Genomic DNA, 13,837 nt, shown 5'->3' on the forward strand with positions numbered 1-13,837 from the left:
CGGGGCTGTAATGCGGCGGCCGCTGCGGATCGGGAACGCCTCCGGTTTCTACGGCGACCGCTTCGACGCGCTGCGCGAGATGCTGACGGGCGGCCCGCTGGACGTACTGACCGGGGACTACCTGGCCGAGCTGACCATGCTGATCCTCGGCCGGGACCGACTGAAGAACCCAGACCACGGCTACGCCAAGACCTTCCTGCGCCAGCTGGAGGAGGGGCTCGGACTCGCGCACGAGCGGGGCGTACGGATCGTCGCGAACGCGGGTGGGCTCAATCCGGCCGGACTCGCTGACGCGGTACGGGCGTTGGCGGCCAAGGTGGGAGTGCCGGTGGCCGTGGCCCACGTGGAGGGCGACGACCTGATGCCGTACGCCGAGGGCGCGCTGACGGCCAACGCCTACCTCGGCGGCGGCGGGATCACGGCCTGCCTGCGGGCCGGCGCGGACGTGGTCGTCACCGGCCGGGTCACGGACGCGGCGCTGGTCAGCGGCCCGGCGGCCTGGTGGTTCGACTGGGCCCCGGACGACTACGACCGGCTGGCGGGGGCGGTGGTCGCGGGCCATGTCCTGGAGTGCGGGACGCAGGCCACCGGCGGCAACTACTCCTTCTTCACCGCGCACGACGTCCGCCGCCCCGGGTTCCCGCTGGCGGAGATCGCCGAGGACGGTTCGTCGGTGATCACCAAGCACCCGGGCACGGGCGGGGTCGTCTCGGTCGGGACGGTCACGGCGCAACTCCTCTACGAGACCCAGGGCGTGCGGTACCTGGGCCCGGACGTCACGGCCCGCCTGGACACGGTCCGGCTGGGCGGGGACGGCGACGACCGGGTGCGGATCTCGGGGGTGCGGGGGGAGGCGCCACCGGACTCGCTGAAGGTGGGCGTGACCCGGATCGGGGGCTGGCGCAACGAGGTGGTCTTCGTACTGACCGGCCTGGACATCGAGGCGAAGGCGGCGCTGGTACGGGCGCAGCTGTCCGAGGCGCTGGACGGGGTGGCCGAGGTGGCCTGGACCCTGTCCCGCACGGACCACGAGGACGCGGGGACGGAGGAGACCGCGAGCGCGTTGCTGAGGCTGGTGGTGCGGGATCCTTCGGCGGACCGGGTGGGGCGGGCGTTGACCTCGGCGGCGGTGGAGCTGGCGCTCGGCAGCTACCCCGGGTTCCATGTCACGGCTCCGCCGGGGGCTGCGCAGCCGTACGGGGTGTTCGCCTCGTCGCTGGTCGCGGCCGCCGGGGTGCCGCACGTGGCGGCGCTGGCGGACGGCACGCGGGTGGCGGTGCCGGTGCCGGTGCCGGGTGCGGGGGCCGCTGCGCGGGGCCTTTCCCCCACCCCGCGCCTTCCCGAAACCGGGGTTTGCGACCCCGGTCGCCGCTCCCGGGGCTCCGCCCCGGACCCGGCGGGGGCTCCGCCCCCGGACCCCCGCTCCTCAAACGCCGGAGGGGCTGAAGGGACAGCCCCGCCGGCGTTTGAGGCGCCGGGTCTGGGGCGGAGCCCCGGTTCGGGAAGGGGCGGGGTGGGGGAGAGCCCCGCAGGGACAGGCGCCCCGGCAGGGGCGACCGCCCGCGCCCCCCTGGGGACCGTGGCCGGGGCCCGGAGCGGGGACAAGGGTGGGGACGCCAATGTCGGGGTGTGGGTCGAGACCGACGCCGCCTGGGAGTGGCTCGAGCGGACCCTCACCGTCGAGCTGTTCCAGGAGCTGCTCCCCGAAGCCCGGGAGCTGCCCGTCATCCGGCACGCCCTCCCGAACCTGCGCGCGCTGAACTTCGAAATCCCCCGCATCCTCGGCGACGGCGTCGCCGCCGGGCACCGTTTCGACCCCCAGGCCAAGGCCCTCGGCGAATGGCTCAGGGCCCGGCACCTCGACATCCCGAACCACCTGCTGACCCCGGAGGGGACCGGCTCATGACCCGTCTCGGCACCACCGTCGACCCCCACGCCCCCGAGCACGCGCAGGCCCGTACCGCCGCCCTCGAACGGCTGGCCGCGCTCGACGCCGAGCACGCCAAGGCGCTCGCCGGCGGCGGCGAGAAGTACACCGCCCGCCACAAGGACCGCGGCAAGCTGCTCGCGCGCGAGCGCATCGAGCTGCTCCTCGACCCGGACACGCCGTTCCTGGAGCTGAGCCCGCTCGCCGCGTGGGGCAGCGACTACCCCGTCGGCGCCTCCATGGTGACCGGCATCGGCACGGTCGAGGGCGTCGAATGCCTGGTCACGGCCAACGACCCGACCGTCCGCGGCGGGGCCAGCAACCCCTGGACGCTGAAGAAGGCGCTGCGGGCCAACGAGATCGCCCTGCAGAACCGGCTGCCCGTCATCAGCCTCGTCGAGTCAGGCGGCGCCGATCTCCCCTCCCAGAAGGAGATCTTCATCCCGGGCGGCGCGATCTTCCGCGACCTGACCCGGCTCTCGGCCGCCGGGATCCCCACCGTCGCCGTGGTGTTCGGGAATTCGACCGCCGGAGGCGCGTACATCCCCGGCATGTCCGACCACACCGTCATGATCAAGGACCGCTCGAAGGTGTTCCTCGGCGGGCCGCCGCTGGTGAAGATGGCCACCGGCGAGGAGAGCGACGACGAGTCGCTCGGCGGCGCCGACATGCACGCGCGCACCTCCGGCCTCGCCGACTACTACGCCCTCGACGAGCAGGACGCGATCCGCCAGGCCCGCCGTGTCGTCGCCCGGCTCAACCACCGCAAGGCACACCCCGAGCCGGCCCCGGCGGCCGAGCCGCTGTACGACCCGGAGGAGCTCCTCGGGATCGTCCCGGCGGACCTCAAGACGCCCTTCGATCCGCGCGAGGTCATCGCGCGCATCGTCGACGGCTCCGACTTCGACGAGTTCAAGCCGCTGTACGGGCCGAGCCTGGTCACCGGCTGGGCCACCCTGCACGGCTATCCGGTCGGCGTCCTCGCCAACGCGCAAGGGGTGCTGTTCAGCGCCGAGTCCCAGAAGGCCGCCCAGTTCATCCAGCTGGCCAACCAGCGCGACATCCCCCTGCTCTTCCTCCACAACACCACCGGCTACATGGTCGGCAAGGAGTACGAGCAGGGCGGCATCATCAAGCACGGCTCGATGATGATCAACGCGGTGTCCAACTCCCGTGTGCCGCACCTGTCCGTGCTCGTGGGAGCTTCCTACGGCGCCGGGCACTACGGCATGTGCGGGCGGGCCTACGAGCCCCGTTTCCTCTTCGCCTGGCCGAGCGCCAAGTCCGCCGTCATGGGGCCCCAGCAGCTCGCCGGCGTGCTGTCCATCGTGTCCCGGCAGTCCGCCGCCGCGAAGGGCCTGCCCTACGACGAGGAGGCGGACGCGGGGATGCGCTCCTTCGTGGAGGCGCAGATCGAGTCCGAGTCCCTTCCGATGTTCCTGTCCGGGCGGCTGTACGACGACGGGGTCATCGACCCGCGCGACACCCGTACCGTCCTCGGCCTGTGCCTGTCCGCCGTGCACAACGCCCCCGTCGAGGGCGCCCGCGGCGGCTTCGGCGTCTTCCGGATGTGAGCCCGCAGATGACCAACGCCAACGCCACCACTCCCAACGCCACCACGCCCATCACCTCCCTCCTGGTCGCCAACCGGGGGGAGATCGCCGTACGGATCTTCCGCACCGCCCGTGCCCTGGGCCTGGAGACCGTCGCCGTCCACTCCGACCCGGACGCCGACGCCCTGCACGTACGCGGCGCCGACAGCGCCGTACGCCTGCCGGGCGCGGCCCCCGCCGACACCTACCTGCGCGGCGACCTCGTCATCAAGGCCGCTCTCGCCGCAGGCGCCGATGCCGTCCACCCCGGCTACGGCTTCCTCTCCGAGAACGCCGATTTCGCCCGCGAGGTCCAGGCCGCCGGTCTCCTCTGGATCGGCCCGCCCCCCGAGGCCATCGAGGCCATGGCCTCCAAGACCCGGGCCAAGGAACTCATGCGAGCCGCCGGGGTCCCGCTCCTCGACCCCGTCGATCCGGCCGCCGCCACCCACGCCGACCTGCCGCTGCTGCTCAAGGCCGCGGCGGGCGGCGGCGGGCGCGGGATGCGCCTGGTCCGGGACCTGGACCAGCTCAAGGCCGAGCTGGACGCGGCGTCCGCCGAGGCCCGTTCCGCCTTCGGGGACGGCGAGGTCTTCGCCGAGCCGTACGTGGAGCGCGGCCGCCACGTGGAGGTACAGATCCTCGCCGACGCCCACGGCACCGTCTGGCCGCTCGGCACCCGCGACTGCTCCCTCCAGCGGCGCCACCAGAAGGTCATCGAGGAGGCCCCCGCGCCCGGCCTGCCCGAAGCGCTGCGGGCCGGCCTCCACCAGGCCGCCGTGGCCGCCGCCCGAGCCGTCTCCTACCGGGGGGCCGGCACGGTCGAGTTCCTGGTCACGGCCGACGGCCGCCCGTACTTCCTGGAGATGAACACCCGCCTCCAGGTGGAACACCCCGTCACCGAAGCCGTGTTCGGCATCGATCTGGTGGCGCTGCAACTGCGCGTCGCGGAAGGGGCGGCCCTGCCGCTGAAACCCCCGGAGGCCGCCGGGCACGCCGTCGAGGCCCGCCTGTACGCGGAGGACCCCGCCCGGGACTGGCGCCCGCAGACCGGCGTCCTGCACACCCTCGCCGTGCCGGGGGAGGTCCGCGTGGACACCGGATTCGCCGACGGGGACACGGTCGGCATCCACTACGACCCCATGCTCGCCAAGGTCGTCGCCCACGCTCCCACCCGAGCCGAGGCGGTCCGCGTCCTCGCCCACTCCCTGTCCCGGGCCCGGATCCACGGGCTCACCACCAACCGGGAGCTCCTCGTACGGTCCCTGCGCCACCCGGAGTTCACCGCCGGACGGCTCGACACCGGCTTCTACGACCGCAACCTCGCCGCCCTCACCGAAGGCGCCCCCGACGCCACCCTGGCCGCCCTCGCCGCCGCCCTCGCCGAGGCGGCCCCCGCCCCGGGCGCCTCCCTCGCCGCGCGCCTGGGCGGCTGGCGCAACGTCCGCTCGCAGCCGGCGACCCGCCGCTACACCGCGGCCGGCGCCGAGTACGAGGTCGCCCACCACCCGGTGGACCACCCCGGGGTGCGGGTCCTGTCCGCCACCCCGGAGCTCGTCACGCTCGAAGTCGACGGGATCCGCCGCCTGTTCCACGTGAAACAAAATTCGAACAAGCCCGAGGTCTACGTCGATTCGGCCCTCACCGGCGCCCACACCCTGACCCCCGTCCCCCGGTTCGCCGATCCCCAGGACCGCACCGAGCCGGGCTCCCTGCTCGCCCCCATGCCCGGCACCGTCGTCCGCGTCGCCGAGGGCCTGGCCCCCGGCCGGGCCGTCACCGCCGGGCAGCCCCTGCTCTGGCTGGAGGCCATGAAGATGGAACACCGCATCCTCGCCCCCGCCTCCGGCACGCTCACCGCGCTCCACGCCGCCACCGGCCAACAGGTCGAGTTCGGCGCCCTGCTCGCCGTAGTCCAGGAGGAACCGCAGTCATGAGCCACACCATCGAGTCCGAGGAGCACAAGGCCCTGCGCACGGCGGTCGCCGCGCTGGGGCAGAAGTACGGGCGCGAGTACCTGGCCCGCGTCGCCCGCGAAGGCGGCCACCCCGACGAGCTGTGGGCCGACGCCGCCAAGCTCGGCTACCTCGGGGTGAACCTCCCCGAGGCGTACGGCGGCGGAGGGGGCGGCATCGCCGAGCTCTCCATCGTCCTCGAAGAACTCGGGGCCGCCGGCTGTCCGCTGCTGATGATGGTCGTCTCGCCCGCCATCTGCGGCACGGTCATCTCCCGCTTCGGCACCGAGGAGCAGAAGCGGGCCTGGCTCCCGGGTCTCGCCGACGGCAGCCGCACCATGGCCTTCGGCATCACCGAACCGGACGCCGGCTCCAACTCCCACCGCATCACCACCACGGCTCGGCGCGACGGCGACGACTGGATCCTCACCGGACGCAAGGTCTTCATCTCCGGCGTGGACATCGCCGACGCCACGCTCATCGTCGGCCGCACCGAGGACGCCCGGACCGGGCGGCTCAAGCCCTGCCTGTTCATCGTGCCCCGCGACGCCCCCGGCTTCTCCCGCTCCGTCATCGAGATGGAACTGCAGGCGGCGGAGAAGCAGTTCGAGCTCGTCCTGGACGAGGTGCGCCTGCCGTCCTCCGCGCTGGTCGGAGACGAGGACGCGGGCCTCCTCCAGCTCTTCGCCGGGCTCAACCCGGAGCGCATCATGACGGCTGCCTTCGCGATCGGCATGGGGCGTTACGCGCTGGCCAAGGCCCTGGAATACGCGAAGACCCGCCAGGTGTGGAAGGAGCCGATCGGCGCCCACCAGGCCGTGTCCCACCCGCTGGCGGCGGCCCACATCGAGCTGGAACTGGCCCGCCTGATGATGCAGAAGGCCGCTGCGCTGTACGACGCGGGGGACGACATGGGGGCGGGGGAGGCGGCGAACATGGCGAAGTACGCCGCCGGCGAGGCGTGTGTCCGCGCCGTGGACCAGGCGGTCCACACCCTCGGGGGCAACGGCCTCACCCGTGAGTACGGGCTGGCGTCGCTGGTCACGGCGGCGCGGGTGGCGCGGATCGCGCCGGTCAGCCGCGAGATGATCCTGAACTTCGTCTCCCACCAGACCCTTGGCCTGCCGAAGTCGTACTAGCCGGGGTGCGGGTGCGGGTGCGGGTCCGGGTGCCGCTGCGCGGAGCCTCTCCCCGCCCCGCCCTTCCACCGTTCCCCGGGCTCTGCCCGGACCCGGTCCTCAAACGCCGGACGGGCTGAAAGACCCGGCTCTGCCCGGACCCGGTCCTCAAACGCCGGACGGGCTGAGGAGACCCGGGGCTCGAACGCCGGTGGGGCTGGATGGTGACCGGTCGGGACTGCCAGGTCGGGGACGGGGTGGGGTGTTGTCCGGGACGTATAACGTGATTTGTGGCGCGACCGCTGCTCGTACAGGCTTGTGCCGCCAGGGCGCCATAAATCATGAGTCCCGGACAACACCCCACCCCGGCACCGGCCCCCACACAGCCCCGCCAGGGGAACACCGCCCAGCCCCCCCCGCAGGGGACACCGCCCCGGCGCAGCCGGCCGCCGCCCCCCGTAACCCACCACTCCGGAGGAGACATGCCACCCGTTCACGCCGCGCGAGCGACCGGCGTTGCCACGCTCACCCTCGACTCCCCGGCCAACCGCAACGCGCTCTCCGCCGACCTCGTCGCCGCCCTCCGCGCCGCGCTCGCCGACGCCGGAGGCGACCCCGCGGTACGGGCCGTCGTGCTGACGCACACCGGGACCACCTTCTGCGCCGGCGCCGACCTCAAGTCGCCCTGCGACCCCGCCGACTTCCTCGCCCTGCTCCGCGAGATCGCCGAACTCCCCAAGCCCGTCGTCGCCCGCGTCACCGGACACGTCCGCGCCGGAGGCCTCGGGCTGCTCGGGGTCTGCGACATCGCCGCCGCCGGGCCGCAGTCCTCGTACGCCTTCACCGAGACCCACCTCGGCCTCGCCCCCGCCGTGATCTCCATCCCGCTGCTGCCGCGCCTCGACCCCCGCGCCGCCGCCCGCTACTTCCTCACCGCCGAGGCCTTCGACGCCGCCGAGGCGACCAGGATCGGGTTGCTGACACTTCACTCCGAGGGGGATGTCGACGACGTGCTCGCACCGGTCCTCGCAGGCCTGCGCAAGGCCTCCCCGCAGGGCCTGGCCGCCACCAAGTCGCTGACCGCCGCCGCCGTGCGCGAGGCCGTCGCCCGTGACGGCGCCCGCCTGACCGAGCTGTCCGCCGGACTCTTCGCCTCCGACGAGGCCCGCGAAGGCATCACCGCCCGCTTCGAACGCCGGAACCCGTCGTGGGCCCTGTGACCGACACCCGGATCCCGCAGGACGCCCGACAGGGCCCCAAGCAGGCCCGCAGCCGCGTCACCCGCCGCCACCTCCTGGAGGCGGCCGTCTCGTGCCTCGCGGAACACGGCTGGGCCGGCTCCACCGTCGCCGTCGTCGCCGAGCGCGCCGGGGTCTCGCGGGGCGCCGCCCAGCACCACTTCCCGACCCGCGAGGACCTGTTCACCGCCGCGGTCGAGTACGTCGCCGAGGAACGCTCCACCGCCCTGCGCGAGCTCTTCCAGACCGGCCCCGTCGTCCGCCCGGCGGCCGTCGAAGCCATCGTGGACCTGTACACCGGCACGCTCTTCCGGGCCGCCCTCCAGCTGTGGGTCGCCGCCTCCAACGAGGAGCAGCTGCGTCCCCGGGTCACCGAGCTGGAGGCCCGCGTGGGCCGCGAGACCCACCGCATCGCGGTCGGGCTGCTCGGCGCCGACGAGTCCGTCCCCGGCGTACGGGAGACCGTGCAGGGCCTCCTCGACATGGCCCGCGGCCTCGGCCTGGCCAACGTACTCACCGACGACACGGCCCGCCGCGCCCGGGTGGTGGCCCAGTGGTCCCGCATCATCGAGGCCGCGCTGATGACGGAAGCGGGATGAGAAGCGTCAGGGCGCCGCACCCCGTTGCGGGGGGTGCGGCGCCCTGACGGCGACGGGGTGGGTGGGTCAGGCCGTCTCGGCCATGTCCGCGTACCCCGAGATCTCGCGCGGGTCGCGCCGGCTCGGGCCCGTGTAGCGGGCCGACGGGCGGACCAGGCGGCCCGTGCGCTTCTGCTCCAGGATGTGCGCCGACCAGCCGGCGGTACGGGCGCACGTGAACATCGAGGTGAACATGTGCGCCGGGACCTCCGCGAAGTCCAGCATGATCGCGGCCCAGAACTCCACGTTGGTGGCGAGCACCCGGTCGGGACGGCGCGCGTGCAGCTCCTCCAGCGCGGCCTTCTCCAGCGCGGCGGCGATCTCGTAGCGCGGGGCGTCCAGCTCCTTGGCCGTACGGCGCAGCACGCGGGCGCGCGGGTCCTCGGCGCGGTAGACGCGGTGCCCGAAGCCCATCAGGCGCTCGCCCTTGTCCAGGGCCTTCTTCACGTACGCCACGGCGTCGCCGGTGCGCTCGATCTCCTCGATCATGCCGAGGACGCGGGACGGCGCACCGCCGTGCAGCGGCCCGGACATGGCGCCGACGGCACCCGACAGGGCGGCGGCGACGTCGGCACCGGTCGAGGCGATCACGCGGGCGGTGAACGTGGAGGCGTTCATGCCGTGCTCGGCGGCGGAGGTCCAGTACGCGTCGACGGCCTTGACGTGCTTCGGGTCGGGCTCGCCCCGCCAGCGGATCATGAACCGCTCGACGACGGACTCGGCCTTGTCGATCTCCTTCTGCGGCACCATCGGCAGGCCCTGACCGCGTGCCGACTGGGCGACGTACGACAGGGCCATGACGGCGGCGCGCGCGAGGTCGTCGCGGGCGGTCTGCTCGTCGATGTCCAGCAGCGGTTTCAGACCCCACACCGGGGCGAGCATGGCGAGCGCGGACTGCACGTCGACCCGGATGTCACCGGAGTGGACCGGGATGGGGAAGGGCTCGGCGGCGGGCAGTCCGGGGTTGAACGCACCGTCGACCAGCAGGCCCCAGACGTTCCCGAAGGAAACGTGGCCCACGAGGTCTTCGATGTCGACACCGCGGTAACGGAGCGCACCGCCCTCCTTGTCGGGTTCGGCGATCTCCGTTTCGAACGCGATGACTCCCTCGAGACCGGGTACGAAGTCGGACATCAGGCGGCTCCTCAGATAGTGCGAACACGCGCGGCTCCCGGCGTGATTCGCGGTCCGGCGCGGTCATCCCCGTTGATGCCCGGGTCGGCCGATGGTCACCCGTGTGGGACCGTCGGACCGGCCCCAAGATTTTGTCGGCTCTCGATGCGGTGCGGAAGCGTGACATACGGCACACCGGTGACGGTCGTACTGCGGCAGGATGGCCGGGTGACCGACCAGGACCTTGATCCCGCCACCATGCGCAAGCAGTACCGCTCGGAGATCGTCGAGGAGGAGAGCCTCGCCGAGGACCCGATGCGGCAGTTCGCCCGGTGGTTCCAGCAGGCCGCCGACGCCCACGTCTTCGAACCGAACGCGATGATCGTTTCGACGGCGACGGCCGACGGCCGCCCCAGCTCCCGCACGGTGCTGCTGAAGCAGTTCGACGACCGGGGCTTCGTCTTCTTCACCAATTACGACTCCCGCAAGGGCCGGGAGATCGCCGAGAACCCACGCGTGGCGCTGCTCTTCCCCTGGCACCCCATCGCCCGCCAGGTCGTCGTCACCGGCACGGCGGCCCGTATCGGCCGCGACGAGACGGCGGCGTACTTCCGCTCGCGCCCGCACGGCTCGCAGCTGGGCGCCTGGGCGAGCGAGCAGTCCAGCGTGATCGGCTCCCGCGCGGAACTGGACCGCCGCTACGCGGAGCTCGCCGACCGCTACCCGGAGGGCGAGCAGGTCCCGGTCCCGCCGCAGTGGGGCGGCATCCGGGTGGTCCCGGACGAGGTGGAGTTCTGGCAGGGCCACGAGAACCGCCTGCACGACCGGCTGCGGTACGTCCTGGACGCGGAGAAGTGGCGCGTGGAGCGGCTCTGTCCCTAGGGGCCCCCGGAGGCCCGTGGGGCGCCGAAAAAACAGGCGACCCGCGGGCTCGGGTCTCTCCCCTGCAGTGGGAGAAGCCGGCCGGACGTACCGGCGAGCCCGCGGGTCGGGTGACTGCTGTGGATTGGCGCTCGGCGATCCCGCCGGGCACCGCACTGGGTGCGTGCGACGACGGGCGCTTAGCCCGCAGCCACCTCACGCGTCCGGATTTCATACATTTCCGGGATCACCTCCTTTCAGCGTGCGACCACTCTAGGCAGGTCCGAGCTCCCGGCTCAATCGAATTTCGTCTGTGATTCCGTAGGCATAACCATCGGCCCTCTGGAGTAGCCGCAAATTCCGGTGGGAGACGTCAAACCGGCTGGTCAGCGTCGCGATCCGATGCTGACCACTGCTCCGGACCGCGATGCGTCCCACCCAGCGGCCGACCCACTTCCCATGGGGGACGACGGCCGAGACCAGGTCCCCGGTTGTGTGGCCGTGGTGGAGCTTGCCACGAGGCCGCTGCAAGCGGGGGAAACCGAAGCGGTCCGGGGTGGTCCTGGCATACGAACCGCGACCCGTTGACGTCACCACGAGGATCTGGGCCGGAACGCGGACGACGGCATCGCCTTGTTCATGGTGGATGATCCCGGAGGCCAGGGCATCGAGTGTGTGGCTCTTCGGTAACCCCATCGCGCATCGGTTCCAGAGGGTGCGACCGCCCGACCACGTGAGCACGGGAACACCCAGGGTTCTCATGACGCTACGCACCGTGGATCACGAGGTGCGGACAGATCGAGAGAGGTCACTCGAACGTGTGGTCGCCCTCGGTGTGGGCGGCACGCCGCGCTGTTCGCCTCGGCCGGCCCTGGAAGCCCTGACCGGGTTTCCCGTACCCAATCCGCGGAAAGCAGTGTGTGCTGCGTCACGTTCGCGTTCAATGATCTGACGTGCCGCACACGCGAACACCTGCAGGGGGTGCCAGGTGAGTGCTTCCGGGCGTAACGAGACCGCCGACGATCTGCTCGCAGCGCTGCTCGACGGGATGGACGCCGCCTTGTGCGCGTTCGACTCCGACGGCGTGATCACCCACTGGAACCGCGAGGCCGAGCGGATCCTGGGCTGGTCGGCGGCCGAGGCCGTGGGGCGCAAGGGGTTCGAGGGGTGGGCGGTACGGCCCGCCGACGCCCAGGACGTACACGACAGACTCATGGCCGCCCAGGACACGCCCGGGCGGCAGGTCCACGAGTTCGCCCTGCTGACCAAGGACGGCGGGCGGGTCCTCGTACGGACCCAGTCCGCCGGGGTGCCGGGCGCGGACGGGAAGCCCGCCGGGGTGTACTGCGCGTTCAGCGAGGTGCACGCGCAGATCGACCTGGAGCGGTCCATCGCGCTCAGCGAGGCCCTGATGGAGGACGCCTCCTGGGGCGTCGTCCTCGTCGACGTCGACCTGCGGCCCGCCGTGGTCAACGCGCACGCCGCGCGCGCCTTCGGCACCGGCCGCACCGTGCTGCTCGGCAGGCCCCTCGGGGAGCTGCTGACCCAGGGCGTGGAGGAGCTGGAGGGCGCCCTCCAGCACGTGCTCGCCGAGGGGGCGCCGCCGGCCCCCGTGGAGCTGTGGGTCTCGCTGCGCACGCCCGAGGGGGTGCGGCGGCGGTGCTGGCGGTGCGGGTTCCTGCGGCTGGCCTCGCCGCTCGCCGAGGAGCCGGTGCCGCTGGGGGTCGGCTGGCTGTTCCAGGACGTCACCGAGGCCCGGCAGGCGCAGCTGGACACCGCGCAGCTGCGCTTCCGCGCCCACCAGCTGCACCGGGCGGGGCGGGCCGCAGCCGAGTGCGAGGACCCGGCGGAGGCGGCGGCCGTACGTCTGGACTTCGCCCTCGCGGGCTTCGCCGAGCACGCGCTGCTGGACGTACTGGACCCTTCGGCCGGCCTGGAACGGCGAAGGCTCGTACGGTCGGCGGCCTCGCCGCCCGAGCTGCCGGGGCCCGGATCGATCCCCGTACGGTACGAGGCCGGTCACCCGGCGTTGCAGGCGCTGGACCGGATCGGTTCGGTGCGCGCCGGCTCCCCCCGCGGGGAGGCGGACCCGGAGTGGGCGCGGGCCCGCCAGTGGCCGCAGGGCGCGGCGCACGGGCTGTGCACGGTGCTGCGCAGCCGGGGGCGGACCCTGGGGGTGCTGACCTTCCTGCGCGGGCCCTCGCGGCCGGCGTTCGAGCGCGAGGACGCGTCGTACGCGGAGGAGGTGGCGGCCCGGGTCGCGGCGGACCTGGACCTGGCGAACCCCAGCCTCGCCGGCGCTTGAGGCGCGGGGTCCGGGGCGGAGCCCCGGGAAGCCGGACCGCAGTCGAGGACCCGGGCCGCACCCCTTGCCGACCGCCGGAGGCCAGCCCGTCTCTTTCGGATCTTGCCTGACCCGCGCCGCCTGGCACCGCACCTCGCTGCGTTGTCGGGGCGCCCAAGTCCGTCCAGTACTCGGGCGCCCCTCCGCCTTGCGATGCACGGTGCCAGACGACGCGGGCTTAACCGGCAAGATCCGAAAGAGACGGCCTAGTGCCGGAAGAAGATCCGGTCCCCGTACTCCTGCATGACGCGGCCGTTCCATTCGTGGCCGCCGTCCACGTTGCCCGAGCGCAGCAGCGGCGGTTCCATGCCGCGGGCGACGAGCTCGCCGGCCGCGGCGGCCATGACCGCCTGCATGATCGCGCTGGTGACGACCGTGGAGGCGGGGGCGAAGGGGGCGTCGATGCCGTCGAGGCTCAGCTCGGCGTCGCCGACCGCGATCTTGCTGTCGAGGACGACGTCGCAGTGGTCCTTCAGGAAGGTGCCGGAGACGTGCCGCGACTTGGTCCCCGTCGCGTACGCCACCGAGGTCACGCCGACGACCTTGAGGCCGAGGGCGCGGGCGTTCATGGCCATCTCGACGGGCAGGGCGTTGCGGCCGGAGAGGGAGATGATCACGAGGACGTCGCCCTCGGAGGCGGGGCTGCTGTCCAGGACGGCGCCGGCCAGGCCGTCGACACGCTCCAGGGCGCTGCCGAGCGTGGCGGGCATGACGTCGACGCCCGCCGTGCCCGGGACGGCGAGGAAGTTCATCAGGGCCAGGCCGCCGGCCCGGTAGACCACGTCCTGGGCGGGCAGGGAGGAGTGCCCGGCGCCGAAGGCGAAGAGCCGGTTGCCGGCGGCGACGGCGTCGGCGACGAGTGCGCCGGCCTCGGCGATGCGCGCTCCCTCCTCGTCCCGCACCCGCTCCAGCAGGCCGATGGCGGCGTCGAAGAACTGACCGGCCAGCTTGCTCTCGCTCATACGCCGATGGCCCTTCCGAAAGGTGGGGGGTGGGGTGCGTGCGTGTTCGCCGCTCACCGTGCGGTCTGGACCAAGGGCGTGTCAATACG

The 13,837-nt window shown here is 73.0% G+C and carries 10 protein-coding genes; 8 read left to right on the forward strand and 2 right to left on the reverse strand.

The window, feature by feature from the left end; genetic code table 11:
• Positions 1-10: 10 nt before the first annotated feature.
• The 6 genes from ACIQ5Y_RS28990 to ACIQ5Y_RS29015 all read left to right on the forward strand — a co-directional run bounded on the left by ACIQ5Y_RS28990 (position 11) and on the right by ACIQ5Y_RS29015 (position 8,429).
• On the forward strand, positions 11-1,906 hold the full coding sequence (locus ACIQ5Y_RS28990; protein ID WP_403886912.1) for an acyclic terpene utilization AtuA family protein: 1,896 nt from the start codon (positions 11-13) through the stop codon (positions 1,904-1,906).
• Positions 1,903-3,501 (forward strand): acyl-CoA carboxylase subunit beta, encoded by a 1,599-nt coding sequence (locus tag ACIQ5Y_RS28995; protein ID WP_403886710.1) that lies wholly within the window; start codon positions 1,903-1,905, stop codon positions 3,499-3,501. The genes ACIQ5Y_RS28990 and ACIQ5Y_RS28995 overlap by 4 nt, the downstream gene beginning before the upstream one ends.
• A gap of 8 nt (positions 3,502-3,509) precedes the next feature.
• Positions 3,510-5,456 (forward strand): biotin carboxylase N-terminal domain-containing protein, encoded by a 1,947-nt coding sequence (locus ACIQ5Y_RS29000; RefSeq protein ID WP_403886713.1) that lies wholly within the window; start codon positions 3,510-3,512, stop codon positions 5,454-5,456.
• Entirely contained in the window at positions 5,453-6,613 is a 1,161-nt protein-coding gene (locus tag ACIQ5Y_RS29005; RefSeq protein WP_403886716.1) for an acyl-CoA dehydrogenase family protein, read from the forward strand. Before ACIQ5Y_RS29000 ends, ACIQ5Y_RS29005 begins: the two co-directional genes overlap by 4 nt.
• Positions 6,614-7,074: 461 nt before the next feature.
• Positions 7,075-7,812 carry an enoyl-CoA hydratase family protein gene (locus tag ACIQ5Y_RS29010; RefSeq protein ID WP_403886719.1) on the forward strand — a complete coding sequence of 246 codons (738 nt, stop codon included), beginning with the start codon at positions 7,075-7,077 and terminating at the stop codon, positions 7,810-7,812.
• Positions 7,800-8,429, forward strand: coding sequence for a TetR/AcrR family transcriptional regulator (locus ACIQ5Y_RS29015; protein ID WP_403886722.1), 630 nt, complete (start codon positions 7,800-7,802; stop codon positions 8,427-8,429). Before ACIQ5Y_RS29010 ends, ACIQ5Y_RS29015 begins: the two co-directional genes overlap by 13 nt.
• 66 nt (positions 8,430-8,495) lie before the next feature.
• Here the strand turns inward: ACIQ5Y_RS29015 and ACIQ5Y_RS29020 are convergent, their stop codons facing one another.
• Complete coding sequence (locus ACIQ5Y_RS29020) at positions 8,496-9,602, reverse strand: citrate synthase 2 (RefSeq protein ID WP_376660498.1); 1,107 nt, start codon at positions 9,600-9,602, stop codon at positions 8,496-8,498.
• A 237-nt stretch (positions 9,603-9,839) separates the two neighbouring features.
• Here ACIQ5Y_RS29020 and pdxH point away from each other — a divergent pair, with 237 nt between their 5' ends.
• Positions 9,840-10,463: a pyridoxamine 5'-phosphate oxidase gene (gene pdxH, locus ACIQ5Y_RS29025; protein ID WP_403886915.1), complete on the forward strand. Its 624-nt coding sequence runs from the start codon at positions 9,840-9,842 to the stop codon at positions 10,461-10,463.
• A gap of 967 nt (positions 10,464-11,430) precedes the next feature.
• Positions 11,431-12,747, forward strand: coding sequence for a PAS domain-containing protein (locus ACIQ5Y_RS29030; RefSeq protein ID WP_403886725.1), 1,317 nt, complete (start codon positions 11,431-11,433; stop codon positions 12,745-12,747).
• A 245-nt stretch (positions 12,748-12,992) separates the two neighbouring features.
• Here ACIQ5Y_RS29030 and ACIQ5Y_RS29035 read toward each other — a convergent pair whose 3' ends face one another.
• Positions 12,993-13,748: an SIS domain-containing protein gene (locus ACIQ5Y_RS29035; RefSeq protein ID WP_403886728.1), complete on the reverse strand. Its 756-nt coding sequence runs from the start codon at positions 13,746-13,748 to the stop codon at positions 12,993-12,995.
• Between the last annotated feature and the right edge of the window lie 89 nt (positions 13,749-13,837).

The sequence above is a fragment of the Streptomyces sp. NPDC096339 genome (assembly GCF_044762985.1).
Classification (GTDB): Bacteria; Actinomycetota; Actinomycetes; order Streptomycetales; family Streptomycetaceae; genus Streptomyces.

Excerpts from the sequence above, each read along its gene's own strand:
- ACIQ5Y_RS28995 (WP_403886710.1), top strand. The coding sequence starts at position 1,903 with ATGACCCGTCTCGGCACCACCGTCGACCCCCACGCCCCCGAGCACGCG.
- ACIQ5Y_RS29000 (WP_403886713.1), top strand. The coding sequence starts at position 3,510 with ATGACCAACGCCAACGCCACCACTCCCAACGCCACCACGCCCATCACC.
- ACIQ5Y_RS29010 (WP_403886719.1), top strand. The coding sequence starts at position 7,075 with ATGCCACCCGTTCACGCCGCGCGAGCGACCGGCGTTGCCACGCTCACC.
- pdxH (WP_403886915.1), top strand. The coding sequence starts at position 9,840 with ATGCGCAAGCAGTACCGCTCGGAGATCGTCGAGGAGGAGAGCCTCGCC.
- ACIQ5Y_RS29020 (WP_376660498.1), bottom strand. The coding sequence starts at position 9,602 with ATGTCCGACTTCGTACCCGGTCTCGAGGGAGTCATCGCGTTCGAAACG.
- ACIQ5Y_RS28990 (WP_403886912.1), top strand. The coding sequence starts at position 11 with ATGCGGCGGCCGCTGCGGATCGGGAACGCCTCCGGTTTCTACGGCGAC.
- ACIQ5Y_RS29035 (WP_403886728.1), bottom strand. The coding sequence starts at position 13,748 with ATGAGCGAGAGCAAGCTGGCCGGTCAGTTCTTCGACGCCGCCATCGGC.
- ACIQ5Y_RS29005 (WP_403886716.1), top strand. The coding sequence starts at position 5,453 with ATGAGCCACACCATCGAGTCCGAGGAGCACAAGGCCCTGCGCACGGCG.